This window comes from Brevibacillus sp. SKDU10, assembly GCF_001645205.1.
GTDB lineage: Bacteria > Bacillota > Bacilli > Brevibacillales > Brevibacillaceae > Brevibacillus_B > Brevibacillus_B halotolerans.
Window position 1 is genome coordinate 1 of the sequence record NZ_LSSO01000151.1, and the last position, 16,304, is coordinate 16,304.

General features: G+C 39.8%; 17 protein-coding genes and 1 riboswitch. Of the genes, 7 read left to right on the top strand and 10 right to left on the bottom strand.

Annotation, left to right across the window (positions count from 1 at the left end; all coding sequences use genetic code 11):
- Positions 1-195 precede the first annotated feature (195 nt).
- On the top strand, positions 196-1,587 hold the full coding sequence (locus AYJ08_RS11640; protein ID WP_064017858.1) for a hypothetical protein: 1,392 nt from the start codon (positions 196-198) through the stop codon (positions 1,585-1,587).
- Between the two features lie 156 nt (positions 1,588-1,743).
- Complete coding sequence (locus tag AYJ08_RS11645; protein WP_064017859.1) at positions 1,744-2,604, top strand: polysaccharide deacetylase family protein; 861 nt, start codon at positions 1,744-1,746, stop codon at positions 2,602-2,604.
- Between the two features lie 556 nt (positions 2,605-3,160).
- On the opposite strand, the gene AYJ08_RS11650 is transcribed toward AYJ08_RS11645, so the two are convergent.
- From AYJ08_RS11650 to AYJ08_RS11665, 4 genes are all read right to left on the bottom strand, one after another.
- Positions 3,161-4,186, bottom strand: coding sequence for an ABC transporter substrate-binding protein (locus AYJ08_RS11650; RefSeq protein WP_064017860.1), 1,026 nt, complete (start codon positions 4,184-4,186; stop codon positions 3,161-3,163).
- Positions 4,187-4,211: 25 nt separating this feature from the next.
- Positions 4,212-5,015, bottom strand: a complete 804-nt coding sequence (locus AYJ08_RS11655; protein WP_064017861.1) for an ABC transporter ATP-binding protein — start codon at positions 5,013-5,015, stop codon at positions 4,212-4,214.
- A 1-nt stretch (position 5,016) separates the two neighbouring features.
- Positions 5,017-6,114 (bottom strand): FecCD family ABC transporter permease, encoded by a 1,098-nt coding sequence (locus tag AYJ08_RS11660; RefSeq protein ID WP_064017862.1) that lies wholly within the window; start codon positions 6,112-6,114, stop codon positions 5,017-5,019.
- Between the two features lie 250 nt (positions 6,115-6,364).
- Positions 6,365-6,561, bottom strand: a riboswitch (cobalamin riboswitch).
- Between the two features lie 411 nt (positions 6,562-6,972).
- Positions 6,973-7,833, bottom strand: a complete 861-nt coding sequence (locus AYJ08_RS11665; protein WP_064017863.1) for a DUF421 domain-containing protein — start codon at positions 7,831-7,833, stop codon at positions 6,973-6,975.
- A gap of 140 nt (positions 7,834-7,973) precedes the next feature.
- Here AYJ08_RS11665 and spoVAC point away from each other — a divergent pair, with 140 nt between their 5' ends.
- From spoVAC to AYJ08_RS11685, 4 genes are read left to right on the top strand one after another with little or no spacing between them, the layout of a single operon-like run.
- Entirely contained in the window at positions 7,974-8,447 is a 474-nt protein-coding gene (spoVAC, locus tag AYJ08_RS11670) for a stage V sporulation protein AC (protein ID WP_064017864.1), read from the top strand.
- Positions 8,448-8,459: 12 nt separating this feature from the next.
- A complete protein-coding gene (gene spoVAD / locus AYJ08_RS11675; protein ID WP_031415300.1) occupies positions 8,460-9,473 on the top strand; it encodes a stage V sporulation protein AD in 1,014 nt (337 codons plus the stop codon).
- Positions 9,470-9,823: a stage V sporulation protein AE gene (gene spoVAE / locus AYJ08_RS11680; protein ID WP_031415301.1), complete on the top strand. Its 354-nt coding sequence runs from the start codon at positions 9,470-9,472 to the stop codon at positions 9,821-9,823. The genes spoVAD and spoVAE overlap by 4 nt, the downstream gene beginning before the upstream one ends.
- A 28-nt stretch (positions 9,824-9,851) precedes the next feature.
- The gene (locus tag AYJ08_RS11685) at positions 9,852-10,058 is read left to right on the top strand and encodes a DUF1657 domain-containing protein (RefSeq protein ID WP_031415302.1); all 207 of its coding nucleotides are present in this window, start codon (positions 9,852-9,854) and stop codon (positions 10,056-10,058) included.
- Between the two features lie 139 nt (positions 10,059-10,197).
- On the opposite strand, the gene AYJ08_RS11690 is transcribed toward AYJ08_RS11685, so the two are convergent.
- From AYJ08_RS11690 to AYJ08_RS11715, 6 genes are all read right to left on the bottom strand, one after another.
- Positions 10,198-11,145, bottom strand: a complete 948-nt coding sequence (locus AYJ08_RS11690) for a HAMP domain-containing sensor histidine kinase (protein WP_064017865.1) — start codon at positions 11,143-11,145, stop codon at positions 10,198-10,200.
- Positions 11,146-11,419: 274 nt separating this feature from the next.
- Positions 11,420-11,908 (bottom strand): ATP-binding cassette domain-containing protein, encoded by a 489-nt coding sequence (locus AYJ08_RS24450; protein ID WP_231929090.1) that lies wholly within the window; start codon positions 11,906-11,908, stop codon positions 11,420-11,422.
- A 384-nt stretch (positions 11,909-12,292) separates the two neighbouring features.
- Complete coding sequence (locus AYJ08_RS11700) at positions 12,293-13,480, bottom strand: hypothetical protein (protein ID WP_064017867.1); 1,188 nt, start codon at positions 13,478-13,480, stop codon at positions 12,293-12,295.
- Positions 13,464-13,994, bottom strand: coding sequence for an RNA polymerase sigma factor (locus tag AYJ08_RS11705; protein WP_064017868.1), 531 nt, complete (start codon positions 13,992-13,994; stop codon positions 13,464-13,466). Before AYJ08_RS11705 ends, AYJ08_RS11700 begins: the two co-directional genes overlap by 17 nt.
- Before the next feature lie 142 nt (positions 13,995-14,136).
- Positions 14,137-14,454 carry a magnetosome magnetite crystal formation protein family gene (locus AYJ08_RS11710; protein WP_064017869.1) on the bottom strand — a complete coding sequence of 106 codons (318 nt, stop codon included), beginning with the start codon at positions 14,452-14,454 and terminating at the stop codon, positions 14,137-14,139.
- Between the two features lie 351 nt (positions 14,455-14,805).
- Positions 14,806-15,324, bottom strand: coding sequence for a hypothetical protein (locus tag AYJ08_RS11715; protein WP_157452855.1), 519 nt, complete (start codon positions 15,322-15,324; stop codon positions 14,806-14,808).
- A gap of 92 nt (positions 15,325-15,416) precedes the next feature.
- Between AYJ08_RS11715 and AYJ08_RS11720 the strand changes: the two genes are divergently transcribed.
- Positions 15,417-15,836, top strand: a complete 420-nt coding sequence (locus AYJ08_RS11720; RefSeq protein WP_064017871.1) for a DUF1259 domain-containing protein — start codon at positions 15,417-15,419, stop codon at positions 15,834-15,836.
- Positions 15,837-16,304 lie beyond the last annotated feature (468 nt).

Sequence of the window (16,304 nt, forward strand, 5' to 3'; positions counted from 1 at the left end):
AATTTTTAATGCATTTTACTTACATTCCGAAAAAATAATCCTTTTAAAAAGCCCTTCTATCCCTTTATAATATGGGTATAAAAACGTCTTTTTATTGTAATTTTATGGATTTTACCGACAAGTAGCAAACTAAACCTTTTTCTGCAAGAAGTTTAGTTCAGTTAAAATTTATCTAAATTGGGAGGTCAAACTAACATGAAACGAACCCTGCATCCAATGAAAAAGTCTGGACTAGCTTTTGTTTTAGCTTTAAGTGTGTTAACAGCTTCTCCATCTGTTTATGCTCAGGAGACTTTACTGCTTGCCGCTCAAGGGACATCTTCGGCCGTCACTGCCCCTCATTTGAATGAATATGCCCAATTCTTACAGACCAATTATCAGCTAACCTTTCCAAAACAGGTAACCCGAGCTGATTATCTACAAGCTCTAACGACTGTACTTGCTTTACAACCATCAAAAGAAAACAAAATCTCATTTACTGATGTAAAAGAGGGTTCTACTTTAGCACAGGCCGCTAGTGCTCTGCAAGAACAAGGGATCGTTAATGCCACTACACTAAAGCCAAATGAATCCTTAACCGTTCAAGATGCCATCTCTTATACGGTCCGTGCTGCTGGTCTGAAAGAATTAGCTTATACGTATCCGGAAGCGAAAGTAAAAAAAGCCTTTGCTTCTGTAGCCCTCTCATATAAAACAGGTCAGCTTCCCATTAAGGCAGCGCAAGAGATTGCTGTGGCAATCGATACAAAGCTAGTCCCAGAATCTCTTGCTCAAACAGTTATCAAAAATCAAGCTGTCTCGCCCGATGAAGCAGCTTTACTGATCGGAAAAGTACTCGAATATAAAGGAGAATATAAGCATTTCCTAGGCCTAACAACTGATGAGGATATTTATAGTAAGGTTTCTCATTCCTGGAAAACCACCAATTTAATCAAAGCTGAGGAATTACAAAAGATCGTAGACGAGGCACTTAAACAAGATATCGTTACGGGGTATAATCTCAAGGATAAACGATTCGTCCCACGGTTTGACCCGGCACTTTCACTCACCTATGGTCATAGTGACATACAGCATGCCATTCAACTGATCGGTTTGCTAAAAAGTGAGGGGCTGGTAGCAAAAGTACAACTAGAGCCGAAAACATCCGCTTTTATCTATTTAGCCGAATGGGGCCAGCCTGTCATCACTCCTGATTATCAAGTAGTAAAGATTGATAACGGAAAATACATCGCCTACTCCAAAGAATACGATATCAGTTTTGAATTCACATCTGTAGCTGATAAACAAGCCTTTGACAAAATCATTCATTCGTATGCAAAAAAAGATACGGAAAATCAGACTGGTTTGCTTATTTCATCTTGGTGGCAACCGCTCTACTTCTCGCTGAATGGAATGAATGGGTATAAACAGATTACCAATAACTATATGGAAAAAGACAATTATGTGGCTCAATCCTTCTCGTTAAACGAGAAATCCGCACAGGTTGTTGCTGGTTTTAAGAAGATTGACCCTAAGGTAAAAGTTACCTCCTATCCTTTTTATGTAGATGCTCCATTCTATAATTATCTAATAGGTGACTACAAATAAGAAATCGTTCCAAACGCTCTGCTTACTGGCAGGGCTTTTTGCTTTCTTTCTTCCTTGTATGTCTCATGCTTTGCTAAAAAAAGCGCATACTAACATTTATGTAAGAAATTCACGAGGACGTTCAAGAAGAAAAGGCCGATCAGAAAGGAGCGCTTCATGCTACGTAAAATCAGCGATAGATTCTTCCTGCTCTTTGTCATAGTCCTACTAGCTATACAAGCCTTCTCTGATACTCCCCACGCAACACAAGCAAAATCGCTTCTTGATGAACAAATGCGATTCATCGAGCAGCCTACCTCTTATGAAGTAACGATCCGGCAAAAAAACCGCGATTATTATGAAAAACGGGGAGAAGCTATTTGGGACTTGCCTACAGAAAAAAAGGCCATTGCTCTAACCTTTGATGATGGACCAAACGAAACCTACACCCCTCAAATCTTAGAGCTACTACAGAAATATGGCGTTCAATCCACCTTTTTTACAGTCGGTAGCCGCATTCAAAAAAATCCAAAGCTAGCTAAGCAGATGATACAGCAAAATCACGAGCTGGCAAACCACACCTTTACCCATCCAGATTTAAGACGTCTTTCAAAACAACGACTAAAAATCGAATTGGAGTCTGCTCAATCCATAATTCAAACGACAACAGGGATAGTACCTACTCTATTTCGTCCACCTGGTGGTAGTTATAACGAAAAAATTGTGGCTGCCGCAAAAGAGATGGGTTACTTGGTTGTAATGTGGTCCTGGCATCAGGATACTAAGGATTGGACGAATCCAGGGGTACAAAAGATTGTCAACAAGGTGCTGAAAAATGTAAGAAATGGCGATATCATCTTATTTCATGACCATGGCGGAGATCGTCAGCAAACTGTAGATGCCTTGAAAATCATTTTGCCGGAGCTTAAAAAACGCGGCTTTGAAATGATTACGGTATCAGAGTTGATTACCATACGGAATCAGTTCCCTGTGAAAGCAAATTTACCTTCCCTGCTCCCCGTGAGAGGCCATAAATAATTTTTTTACGTCTCATCGATCATAAAAAAACCGCCATAGCTGTGGTGGCAGCATGGCGGTTAAAGTGTATGGGAGAAGTGTCAGGTAACAGATTCCTTTTACGAAAAGGAATTTAGTTGGCTTATATTCAGATCATCGACTTTTGAGTTATCAAACAACTTTTCGCTTGTTGCTGTGAAATGGTTTTGTTAGCTTGTTTTTATCAATGTGTCTTGAATGTAGAATTTACCTTGTCGGTATAAATCCTTGTCAAGGTAAAATCAGGAAGATAGATACTTCTTTCTTCCTTGTATAATTCCTTTCATAGAATCTGTTACGCTAATTCTCCCACACGATTCCTGGTGCAATTGGTATCAATCCGTATGAATGTACCTATGCACAATCTATGACCGATTTGGTTACAAAAAGGTTGCAAATATAATTGTATTTTTATTTATACCTACAACTAAGACGAATCCTCTTCATTATCTCCATAAAAAAAGCACATGCGAAGATAAGATGGTCAACCATATTCCAGCATATGCTTTCTGTAAAAGCTACCATATGAGCTCTTATATTAGAACTTCTCTGGATAAAATCCTTTTGCAAGTATTTCTACCGCTCGCACATTTCGAACACCTTCAAATACATCGGAGAGTGGCAAGCTAACAAATCTCTTATTCTTAATAGCAGGGATATCGGAAAGTGCTTTGTTTTCTAGTAAATACTTGATCTTCTCTTCTGCACTTGGTTTATCATAATCATTGATTACAATTACATCGGGGGCTCGTTTTATGGCTTCTTCCCAGCTCACTTCACTCCATGATTTTTCTAAATCACCAAATACGTTTTGTCCGCCAGCCATTTCGATTAAACGAGTTTCTAAGGAATTTCCTGTTGTATACAAACCTGAATTAACACTATCAAAGACCAAAACTTTGACTGGCTTTTCTATGTTTCCTATCTTTTGTTGAATAGCCTGAATATCCGTTTTCATTTTAGCAACAATATCCTTAGCACGATCCTCTACATGCAGAATTTTACCTAATTGCATCAAATCCTCATAAACCTCGTCGACTGTCGGATGCTTAGATATCGTTCCTGTAATGGTATAAGCCGGGATACCAATTTTTTGCAGCTCTTCTACACTGCCAATTCCTTTTGCTGTAAATGCAGAGCTTCTGCCAATAACGAAGTCAGGATCTACACTTAGAAAGACTTCTAAGGAAGGATATTGCTTAGACAAAAGCTTGATTTGATCATATTTTTCCTTATATTCGGGCAAGACTTCGTCGTCAGGATAAGCTGTACCGACCATTACGTCTTCAACACCTAATGCTAGTAGCATTTCGGTCACATGCTGATTCATACTCACTACTCGCTTCGGTGCTTGTTCGAAGGTTAACGTATGCTCTCCATTTTTAATTTGAATCTTCTCAGCTACTGGTTGTGAATTAGTAGAAGCTGCCTGAGGAATCGTCCCATTTCCACAGCCACTTACTAGTAATGAAAGACCGGCAAAGATTGTAATCATCATCTTTTGACCTTTATGCAAAAGGCCTTGCTTCTTCGTAGTGGAGCTTTGCATAGTACGTTTGTTCATCTTGTTTTCCTACCTTTTCCTTTATTCAACAAATAACCTGATCTGGGATCATATAATGAATGTTCACTCTTCCTGTAACTGGATGAACGGTTACTTCTGTTTGAATCTTGTACACTCGTTCTAAAATTTCAGGCCGAAGAACTTCCTGAGGAGTTCCAGAGCAAACGATAACTCCTTTTTCTAGCATATAAAGACGATCGCAGAACATAGCGGCCAAATTTAAATCATGTAAGGCGGCCAATACGCTTTTTTGCTGTTGTTTCAGCAATTTGAGCATCCCTAATTGATGATGGATGTCCAAATGATTAGTCGGTTCATCCAGCAGTAACAGATCGGTCTCTTGTACAATTGCTCTTGCTAATAAGACGCGCTGCTTTTCTCCCCCGGATAAACTCAGATAACTCCGATCACCCATGTTCTGCAGGCCAACTTGAGCTAGAGCTTGCTCTACTAACGCTAGATCATGCTTATTCTCCTGCTCCCACATACTCTTGTGCGGAGAACGTCCCATCAGTACAAGCTCGTATACATTAAAATCAAATTGAATCTGCGTTTCTTGAACCACTGCACTCAGTTCTTTTGCTAATTGCTTCTGCTGGTATTGACCAAGCTCTCTTTCCAGTAAATAGATACTGCCTGTAGTGGGTAAAAGAGTCCGATATACCTGCTTAAGAAGAGTAGATTTACCACTACCATTCGGGCCAAGCAAGCCCACGAATTCTCCTTTTTGTACGTGTAAATCTATATCCTGCAAGATACATGTCCCTTGAATCTCATATCCAACTTGTTTTAACTCAACATGCTTGTCTACGTCCAATTTTGTAGGCACATTAGCTTCCTCCAAACGTATACGCCCTACGACGCAGCAGCCAGATAAAAAATGGACCGCCGCAAAGCGCTGTGACTATTCCTATCGGCAATTCTTCGGGGGCAATGATTAGTCTAGCCAATACATCCGCCCAGATCATAAAAATCGCTCCACCACAGGCACAAAGAGGGATTAGCCTCCTATGATCAGAACCCACCCACAAGCGAAAGATATGGGGTAACATTAAACCAACAAAGCCAATGCTACCGCTTACAGCAACCAGTAAGCCTGTAACGAGAGAAATCGTAATCAGTAGAATCTTACGCATATTTTCTGGATGTAAGCCAAGTAGCGTAGAGGTTTCTTCCCCTAGTATCAACAAATTTAGATTGCGTGCATTTACCCATAAGAATATAAAGAAAGCAAGTACTGCAATCGTTGGCAATACAAGTGACTCCCACTTGGCACGAGTGAAGCTTCCCATCATCCAGTACAGCACACTTGAAAGGCTTTCCGCTCTTGGTGCCAGCATAATAAAAAAACTAGTAAGCGCTGACAACATAATAGACACAGCTATTCCAGCTAACAACAAACGTATTAGCTGCACCCTTCCGCCTACCAAAGACAAAAGAAACACCAATATAACGGAAGCCAAAGCACCTAAAAAGGCCGCTAAAGAAAGCGCATACGAACCAAATACTCCCAAACTACCAAATAACAGCACTGCTGTTGCTCCCACCGATGCCCCTGATGATACGCCTAAGATATATGGATCAGCTAAAGGATTACGAATCAATGCCTGAATGGCTATCCCAACAATAGACAACCCGGCACCTACAACCGCAGATAATAAAACACGTGGCAGTCGAATATCCCAAACAATATGCATCTGCGCGTTAGACACGTCTGTCCCTACCCATTGTTGTACAAAAGGAACATGTGAGCCTATGACCTTCCAAACGGTAACTGGGTCAATTTGTACTGGTCCCAGCATGATTGCAACCGTCAGCGATAAAAATAATACCACGCCGCTTCCCATCAATTTCGCTATCCAATTTTTTGTATATTGCGTACCGATGCTGTTTACTGACCTTGGGGCTGTCGTGGCGGTTTGTTGCATGCTTCTCCCCCCTATTTAAAACAAAGTAACAAAATGAAACTACTAACTCAGTGATCACCCAAGCTTCAAGTGCAGGTGGCACCGCAATTGGACCTCTACGCCCCGCTAACATGTTATTACTTAAAGATTCGCACAAAAAAGCATCCGTTCCAAAAGGAGACAGATGCTTGGGTTTTTGGACAAACCAATTCCTATAGGTGTATGTACACTATCATCATACGACCTACCCAAACACCTGCCCATCCTCGTGGGAGTGTTACATCTTACGGCAGGTCTCCTGGCTCATGAATCCTCGCAAGCATCCTCCCTTCCCATTCTCTGCAAAAGCGAACAGTGGTGTATCGGATGTTGCTCCTCATTTACAGTGGCGGGACCGCATCGGATTTTCACCGAACTTCCCTTTTAAGTCTGATCCTGAAATCAAACACCGTAACATGGCTATAAATCTGTTGTAATTGTTTGTGAGTGTAACACGATTTGGTGGAACATGGCAAGGCAATGGTTAATTTGTGATAGGTTTGTAAGAACTTTGTAAAATATTTACGTAATGTTTGAAGTTTGGTAGTAATCAGTCAGTGGATTGTTTACATAATGTTAATTATGTTATTTAATTTATATCAAAATTTCTTTTCTTTCTCATTTTATTCACGCTTCGTTTCTATCTTTCCATGAATGTAATAGGAAAGGCAAAAAAGCCATCCAATTAAGGATAGCTTACCTTTCATGTAAGTTGCAATCAATTTTATACCCCTGCCATTATCAGGTTCCTGTCATATAGCCTAAGCATTAGCCCCTTGATGATTTTAGTAACTTGGCTGGACAAGGTTCCTATTATAAGGGCTTCTGTATCGACCCTTGTTAGCTCTGTAAGAAAGGTTTTACCCCTTCTATCATTTTTTTTAAGCTTTGAGCCCCCTTCTCATATTCCTTTTTGGCCACGTTATTTTTTGTTTCAAGTGAAAAAGTCTCCAAATCTGCTTGGCATTTTTTCAACGTAGACAATGTCAATGGTTTTTCCTGAGGGACTGGTACAGTAATTTGGTCATCATATAAATCTACATTCAATTGCCCATAACTGTCTACTTGTCCTATATAAACGTTTTCCAATGGTATTCCCATCTTATTGAGAGTTGTGTGGAGCCATCTTTTCGACAATCCTGTGGTTGCCAAAGGCTCTAACATGACATTCCCATCCAAAATGACCGTTTGAGGCTCTCGGCTTGGAGCTCCTTGGATATTCAGATCTTTGGCAGTAAGCGGTTGATTTTCTTTTTTGAGCAGGACACTAATCTGACCGTTCTGCTCTAATAGCGCATACTCAACATCTGCAATTGAGAATACATTTTTTAAGCGCAATTGTTCTAACAATTCCTCACCAGTATAATTCTCTTTCTTGAGATTATCCTCCATAATTTTCCCATCTTTGATCAGTACACGAGCATTTCCTTCAACTATATCGCTCACTGTCTTACTTTTGACCGATAGATAACTGAGAAGAAATGAAATAAGGGCCCAAATGATCATGCTAACGAATCCGTTCAAAAACCTATCATCAACGTCAGCAGAAATGAATCCCGCAATAGAGCCAATCGTAACACCTACAATATATTCAAAAAAAGTGGCTTGGGCAATTTGGCGTTTTCCCATTAAACGGGTCAAGAACAATAAAGTAAAAAGCGTAACGATTGACCTAATAACAATCTCCCAGAATTCAGGCATAAATATCCTCCCTAGTAACATCTAATCCTTCTATGTATTTAGATTGTGTTACTTTGTTGGTTTTTATCTATAAAAGTCAGGTATAAAAACTGGCTTTGTATTCCAAATTAACTTTGACTACATCAATAAAGGAGTTAACAATGGCTACAAAAAACAGTAAATTAACCGCAACTCAAATCGAATATCAAGCCTTTGCAAAAGCGTTAGAGCCTCCACGACCTGTGCTTAAAAATACCATTCGGGCTTTTTGGGTTGGTGGTTTGATTTGTTTACTTGGACAATTTATTCAAACCTTTTTCATTCACTTTTTTCACTTTGATGAAAAAAGCGCTGGAAACCCAACCTCTGCTGTCCTAATCGCCATTTCTGTTCTCCTAACTGGTTTTGGCGTATACGACAAGCTTGCACAATTCGGAGGTGCTGGAACTGCTGTTCCTGTTACCGGTTTTGCCAATTCGATTGCTTCAGCAGCTATTGAACACAAAAGTGAAGGATATGTACTTGGTGTGGGCGGCAACATGTTTAAATTAGCAGGCTCTGTTATCGTTTTTGGTGTAGTTGCCGCATTTTTCATCGCGTTAGTAAAATGGTTTGTTACTTATGCGGTAGGATAGGAGGATCTGAAGATGTTAAAGGGACATCAATCATGGATTTTTCCAAGCAAGCCAACGATTTTATCCACCGCAACTGTTGGTGGGCCTTTCGAAGCACAAGGAAAAATTGCGAATGATTTTGATATTCTTCATAGTGATACCTGGCTGGAGCAAGACAGCTTTGAAAAGGCAGAAAAAATGATGCTGGAAGAAGCTTGTGATCTCGCTGTCAAACGAGCTAGCTTGCAAAAAGGAGATATCAATTATCTCATTACAGGAGACTTAATGAACCAAATCACCTCCTCAAGCTTTTCAGCACGTACGATTGGGGTACCTTATCTAGGGATATTTGGTGCTTGTTCAACCTCTATGGAGGGGTTGGCTTTAGCAGCCCAATTGATAGATAGCAGGTCAGCTAATTATGTTCTTACGAGTACTTGCAGCCACAATTCGACTGCTGAGAAACAGTATCGTTATCCCACAGAGTATGGTGCACAAAAGCCTCCCTCTGCACAGTGGACGGTAACTGGTGCGGCAGCAGCCGTGGTTGCACCTCAAGGAACAGGTCCGAGAGTTTCCTCTGCTACGATTGGTAAAGTTGTCGATATGGGACTGACTGACCCCCAAAATATGGGGGCAGCTATGGCTCCCGCGGCAGTAGATACCATACAAGCTCATTTTCGAGATATGCAAATTGGGCCTGATTATTATGATTTGATCGCTACGGGCGATCTTGGAAAACTTGGTCACTCAATCGCAGGAAAACTATTGAAAAAGCATGGATTTTCCATTCGTGAGGAAGCTTTCACAGATTGTGGATTATTAATTTATAACGACAATCAGGAGGTTTTCTCCGGGGGTAGCGGCTGTGCATGCTGTGCCACTGTAACATATGGTCATTTGTTAAATCGGTTAGCTAATGGGGAATGGAACCGAATTTTGGTTGTAGCAACAGGCGCTCTGCTTTCACCACTCAGCTTTCAACAAAATGAAACGATTCCTTGTATAGCACACGCTGTAGCTATTGAGAGGGGGGGAAATGAGTGAGCATCTTTATTTGGGCATTTATTGTTGGAGGCATCATCTGTGTCATCGGTCAATTATTAATGGATGTTGCCAAATTAACACCTGCTCATACAATGTCTACCCTAGTGGTAGTTGGGGCCATTATGGATGGACTAGGTTGGTATGAACCGTTAATCAAATGGGCCGGAGCCGGTGTTACGGTCCCCATTACAAGTTTTGGGAATGCTCTAGTACATGGGGCTATGGAAGAAATGCAACGGGATGGTATTGTCGGGATTATTACAGGCATTTTTGAAGTAACCAGTGCAGGTATTTCGGCTGCCATTATTTTTGGTTTTTTAGGAGCAGTTGTATTTAAACCAAAGAGTTAGAGACATACTAAATCAGGAGGTGATATCGATGACAGTAGCTTCTTCAGTAAAACAAACTCTGGCTAGCTTAAAAAGTGCACAGGCCAATTTAGAAACCTTTGCATTAAGTACACAAAATAAACAAGCAAAGCAAGCTTTTACAAAATCTGCCGAGCAAGCACAAACCATTATTGACCAACTGGAAACTCGTGTTCAACAGTTAGAACAAGAAGAACCTCAGTATAAGGGCTTCTAGCATAACACACAGAAGGAGGTAAGGGGGCTGGTTAATACCATCCCTTTTTCCCCTCTTTCTTTTCGTAAATAAAGCATTTCATAAAATACCTTGCTAACATCTACAAATTCTACGCAGGATTACTCAGTTGCGCTATATCTTACACTAGGATCGTAAATTCTATCACAGCACCTCCAGACTCATTGTGATTATAGGCCTTAATTGCTCCTTCATGTTTTTCCACAATCAATTGACATATGTACAAGCCAAGCCCAACACTTGATTTATGCATGCCACTGTTGCTACCCTTATAATATTTAGTAAAAATAGTAGAGAGCTCTTGTGATTCAAAACCAGCTCCTAAGTCAGTTATTTTCATGGTTAATGACTCATCTGTTAAAAAAGCTTCGAGCCTGATGCGATCTCCACTCGATGTATGCTTTATGGCATTGGAAACAATGTTCTCTATCACTTCCCCTATCCGAAACGGGTCAAAGCTACCTCGACACCCCGCATCAAGCGAGTGCGTAACGGAAAATACTACTTCCTTTTGTTTGCATAAATACGAAAATTTATCTTCTATCTCTGCCAAAAACTCGGCAAGATTAACTTGCTTTTTCTGAAGTACAAACTCTGGTCTTTCTAAGTCCCAGACCTCATTTAACTCTTGAATGAATCTTTTTACTCGCTGAGCATGGGTACCTATTGTTTGTAATGACTTATCCTTCTGCTCTTCTGTTATAGAAGAATATGAGCCTGTCAAAAGCTCTATATGACCACAAATGATTGTTATAGGGGGTTTAATATCATGGGTTAAGGCTAAGATCATGTCTTTACGCTGTTCTGTCATTGACCACTGTGTCTTTAAAGAGCTTTCTAAAGCTGAGCGCATATTTTCAAAAGCTTTCAAGGCCTGTCCCATTTCATTGTTATACGAGGTATCAATTGAAAAATCTAGTTCGTTGTTGGAAATCATGCTGCTTGCATTGATTATTTCCTTGAGGGGGTCGGTTATTCCCTTAGAAAACTGATACGATAGAATCGCAATGGTTAAGATTGGAGTAAGCAGCACAATGGGAAAAAACAAAAAGATTAAAAAAGAGTTCATCTCGTATTTTTTCGATCAGATTGTATAAAAATCCAATATGATATAAAAAGAAATCTTCATACCTAAGAATAACGGCCCCTTCAGTGCGATCAAAAGTATACAGGTTTTGGCCCAATATACCTGGTTGATCGCAATAGGTCTTACATAAGCCATTCGTAGGCTTCCACGCCGATACTCTTCGTTAAAGCTTAATGAAAAGAACACAATCGTAATAGCATTGCATGCGGTAAGAAGCATCTCTTGTAAACTAGTGATATGAAAATTCATGTTGGAGCTAAAAGCCACATCTGTCAGCTTGACTTTTGCATTCATTTCCAGCGAAAACGTGCATGCAAGCCAAACAATAAAAGGAACAGCGATAAAACAAAGAACATTTATCTTCTTTCCCCAAAACTTTGAGTGTCATACCCTCCTCCATCTGCTCAAGAAGAGCTTTATCGTCGCCATACCATTTCATTCTGCCTTCCTTTATGATCACAAATCGGTTGCATATTTTTTGAAGTTCATCAAGTAAATGACTGGAAATAAAGAATGTGATACCGAAGCTTTCTTTTAGCCTTACGATTAACTCTCTTAGCTCTCTCATCCCCATAGGGTCGAGTCCGTTTGCAGATTCATCCAATATGACAATGCGAGGGTTATTTAATAGTGATTGAGCAATTCCTAACCGCTGCTTCATTCCCAGCGAATACGTTTTGACTTTGTCGTTTCCTCTGTCGACCTTATCCGTCTTTAACCCTACAATTTCAAGCACTTGTTCCACTTTGTTTTCCTGCTCTTTTCTCGACATGCCTGGATTTAATCTCGCTAAGTTTTGAAGGTTTTTTCTTCCTGACATATATAGGCGTCACTACCATTGCCCCTATCTCCCTAAGCGCCTGCTCCCTTTTTGTGGTTACCTACACCATTTATCAGGATTTGGCCTTCTGTTGGCTTAACAAGCCCCATCAGCATTCGAATGCTTGATCTCCATTTTTATCTCTTTCATTGGAAAGCTCCTTTCTTTTTTCAATTAAAGCAAATAAAAATCAACTTTTTATCAACTAGAAAAACTGTTCACCACAGACCTGAATGTGTATAAATAAAAAAACCGAGCCTTATGAAAAAGGTCTCGGTTTTTATTCCTTGATTTTTGAACGTCATTTCCTCAGTGTTTCGTTTTCTGTTGATCCTCTGGCTTTTTTTCAATAAACTTGCTGACCCACTTGCCTTTCACCCAATTTAGCTCAATTGCAGCCTTATTTCCGTTTTCTCTCTTCCAAATCAGATATCCCCTCTTTTGAGTCGGGTGGACAAGCAGTAACGGAATAATATCCCCTCGGATTCGATGTTTAATTAGCTCTCCTTCTGCTATTTCCAATAAATAAGCCGCTTCAATTGGATTGCCAAGGCTCTTTGGAGGCTGATGGAGCAATTCCCTCATTTCGAAGTAACCAATCGTCACCCAGTCCGGTTGATTCAAGGCAAAAGCTTTCATTGTTTCATTCCAAGCTGTCTGAATCTTATGCTCCACTTCCTCACTTCTTTCGGCCGTACGTTTGAATGTAATATGTAATAGCTCCCCCTGAGCATCCAGTGTGACAAAATAAGCATAGTACGATGAAGTCTCGGGCAGATTCACAGGTTTAAATTGGACAATAGAACGTAGAATTACATTCGTTGGTTTCTTTCCTTCTATACCACCAATTTGTGCAGCAGATTCAACATGAGAAGCAGTGTAATCCTGTGTGATTTTCTCATCGATACGCTTCAGCCACAAGGTAGCTTTCTTCTGAGCTTCAGAAACAGACAAGGCCGTTTGGGAATCTGATTCCTGCTTAAAGCGATTAAATGATTTCAATTGCCCTGTAATCTTGTCTATCTCCATAGAAGCGATTTTGTTTTCTCCCTTTTCTATAGTTACATCATAGATATGTTTTTCTGTAAAATCGATTTTCTCCTCTATCTTAACCTTGGAATACAACTGCAATTCCGGGAATGCTGTCAAAAATTTCTGAAAGGTGACTCTTGCAGGAGCTGACATTGCATCTAATGGTGAGATTCGTTTCATTTTGTCAGAAGCTTCCTGTGAGGTATGCAGGATAGAACTACCTGTTGACTGAAGAGCAGGTAAAATTCCAGTGTTATTTTTATATAACATGACACAAATACATAATATGGCTGCACATGTGACCCCCCATTTAAAACGATGGCCCATTCTATTAATAGCTCTTCGCTGTTGAACTTTTCTTGCAATCACTTTTTGAATCTCTTGACTTTTCTGCCCATCTAAAGCATAACGAGGCATATTTTGTATTTGATCATACAGCTTTTTTTGCTCATGAGAAAGATTCATGTCTAATTCCTCCCTTTGCAGAATGGAGTAGCTCTTGTTCCAGTTGTTTCATTGCCCTGTGCATCGTGACATTTACCTTCGTTTGACTCCATCCTAATATTTCAGCGGTTTCAGCTCCGGTTAGACGCTGAATTCCTCTCAGTATCACAACGTCGCGATATGCTTGTTTTAGCTTGCTGATCGCTGTATATAGCTCCCTACTTTCTTCCCTTGCTTCCAGAGCCTCGTCTGGCGTTTTTTCAGTTGAGATAAGATAATGGAATAGTTTCCCACCTAGTAGCTTTTTTACCTTTTGCTTTCGATAAAAGTCAATCGCAGCATGTCGCGCAATGGTAAAGAGCCATGTTTTGGGATTAGACTTGTACTCAAAACGATGTAAATTGGTTAATACTTTGATAAACACCTCCTGGACCAAATCCTCGACATCCGTGCTTCCTGTGTAATAGACGAGGTAATTGTAAATATCATTTTTGAATTGAACAAATAAGCGTTCGACCTCATGATTGCACTCCACATTTTTTCACTCCAATTTACAGAATACACAAATTAGACGGACGATCTTTTTGTTTTATTACAACAAAATAAAAAACCGTATAGATTCTCTGTCTACACGGTTTTCTAAACGGAACAAACGATATTACGTTCTCTTGGTAACATTACATTTCATTTAAGACCTTTACACCTTTTACAATATTCCAAATGAAATAGTAAATCATTACAATTGCAGTAATAGCATAGGTAGCGATGATACTAAATCCCACTGCTGTCTCTGTTCCTTGATTCAAGCCAATGGTGCCTGATACTGCAAGTCCAATAACTAGGGTTACATACGGAATCAGATGCGTCCACAGCGCTTTTTTAGCATGAACTTTAACCGCATGGTCACCTACGAAATAAACAATAATCGGTAGTAAAAATGGAGCAAAAAAGACACTTAAGTAGCATAAAGAAGATAAAATATGATTTCCTTTCATAACATTCACCTCAAATGATTTCTTATGCTGCTATTATTGCATTTACCTTCTATTTCAACTATCGAATAACCTTACACAAATATAACAAATTTGTAAGGTTCACCAACTAGTTATATTACTATCATGTAAAACATGCCTCCTCAGAGGGAAGCGCAGTTGATTTGATGCTCTGTAATCTTTTAGTTATTTATGATTAGATATGAGTTTTTACACTTACTTTTAATGGCGTTGTGATGTTTTATAATACTTGTTGACGAATTTGGTCAACAAGTCGCCAACAACTCCTTATCATATTCATTTACGTGTCTTGAAGTTGATTGGTAAAAGAAAAAATCGAGAATAACCCCCGACTTATTTAAATAGTTCGTAATATTGTTCGATTTCATTACCGCCCAAAATATGGAAAACACGAACCCCCATAAGCTTGGTCCCGGATAAATCATCTTTATAGAAGTGGGCGAAAAGCTCGTAATTCCCGTTACCTGATAAATTCGCATATAAACCTTCAGGAGTTTCAAATTTTGTCGAGCTAAGCCTTTTCAATTGGTCATTGTTAAACGAGTAGATAGAAATATACTCAGTACCGTCCATCACCTTTTCCCTTATGCTGAAATTTCCGTTTCCAATGTGTCCTTTGGGAACATTAGTATCTCCAGCCCTCGCCATTCCAGGTATCATTTGAGCATCGACTATTTTTTTCCCATCCGGCGTGGTTCTTGGTAACTTCACTTCTTTCTTCGTAGCGTAGTTCTTTACAGAAACCGCCCAACGTTGCTGGTTAGCGCCAATGTCAGTACCTAAATAAACCGTATCATACAATTGATCATACTTGGGTTCGAAATTGTCTTCAGTGAACATAAATTTTCTCAAGAATTAGGTTTTTCTCGTACAATCAATGCCTATACCTTTCATTCTGGACTCCCATATCTTAATAGGGATCATAAGGAAAGGAGGTATGGAATATGAAAATTAGCCCTCTTTGCCGCAGATTCGCGGAAATTCTTAACGCCGAACCCACAGTCGTTAATGGTGTCTGTACTGCCCAGACCCTCCGTACCAACATAAAACCTACTATCTTAGGCAGAAGGTCGAAATCTCCCTTAACCATCCCACAATTTCATTCTTTTGAAAACAGTAAGAAGAATGGTAGGGCTTTGTGTCTTGGTGAGACAGTCATTCTCACTGAGGAGATCAATCCGTATATTTCAAGACTTCGAGAACATGGCATAAAGGTAACTGCCCTTCATAACCACTGGCTATTTACCGACCCTAATCTATGGTATATCCACTATGAAAAGCTTGAGGAACCTTTGGTCTTCGCTAAAAGTGTACGTGATGCCCTGAAAGTGTTAACAAAAGAAATCGTACGTCCGTGTGAATAGAGAACATAATATTAAGAACAGAAAAGCGATGACGGTCGGCGAAAACCCGGCTGTCTTCCTTTTTAGCTAAAGGTAAGGTGCGTAATTTGCAACACAAATTTCTTCTTTGTTACATAGAGGCTAGGGCTACTTTATAAATATCTCCTGTCTTAATGATTCTTTTACAACACGCCCATGCCGTCCCATGTTGTCGAGTAAAGTTTAGAAATTCTGTCGAGAACGGTCCACTATAGCCAACCAAGATAATCGAACAATAATTATACCTGTGCGCCGAAAAGCATCTAAATTGCATCCGTCTTGCATCTCTATACCTTTCTATAGGTTTTAGGATGATCATGTTCCACGTGTGTGCCTAGCAACTGGTTCACCTTTTTAACATAGATAATGGATATTATTAGACATAATTTCCCTCCACACACAAGTAATGTAGTGTTAAATCCCATCATTTTGGATAGGTTTTCAAAAAGT

Coding starts and splice junctions, on each gene's coding strand:
- AYJ08_RS11640 (WP_064017858.1), top strand. CDS start 196: ATGAAACGAACCCTGCATCCAATGAAAAAGTCTGGACTAGCTTTTGTT.
- AYJ08_RS11645 (WP_064017859.1), top strand. CDS start 1,744: ATGCTACGTAAAATCAGCGATAGATTCTTCCTGCTCTTTGTCATAGTC.
- AYJ08_RS11650 (WP_064017860.1), bottom strand. CDS start 4,186: ATGAACAAACGTACTATGCAAAGCTCCACTACGAAGAAGCAAGGCCTT.
- AYJ08_RS11660 (WP_064017862.1), bottom strand. CDS start 6,114: ATGCAACAAACCGCCACGACAGCCCCAAGGTCAGTAAACAGCATCGGT.
- AYJ08_RS11665 (WP_064017863.1), bottom strand. CDS start 7,833: ATGCCTGAATTCTGGGAGATTGTTATTAGGTCAATCGTTACGCTTTTT.
- spoVAC (WP_064017864.1), top strand. CDS start 7,974: ATGGCTACAAAAAACAGTAAATTAACCGCAACTCAAATCGAATATCAA.
- spoVAD (WP_031415300.1), top strand. CDS start 8,460: ATGTTAAAGGGACATCAATCATGGATTTTTCCAAGCAAGCCAACGATT.
- AYJ08_RS11685 (WP_031415302.1), top strand. CDS start 9,852: ATGACAGTAGCTTCTTCAGTAAAACAAACTCTGGCTAGCTTAAAAAGT.
- AYJ08_RS11690 (WP_064017865.1), bottom strand. CDS start 11,145: ATGAACTCTTTTTTAATCTTTTTGTTTTTTCCCATTGTGCTGCTTACT.
- AYJ08_RS11700 (WP_064017867.1), bottom strand. CDS start 13,480: ATGAATCTTTCTCATGAGCAAAAAAAGCTGTATGATCAAATACAAAAT.
- AYJ08_RS11710 (WP_064017869.1), bottom strand. CDS start 14,454: ATGAAAGGAAATCATATTTTATCTTCTTTATGCTACTTAAGTGTCTTT.
- AYJ08_RS11720 (WP_064017871.1), top strand. CDS start 15,417: ATGAAAATTAGCCCTCTTTGCCGCAGATTCGCGGAAATTCTTAACGCC.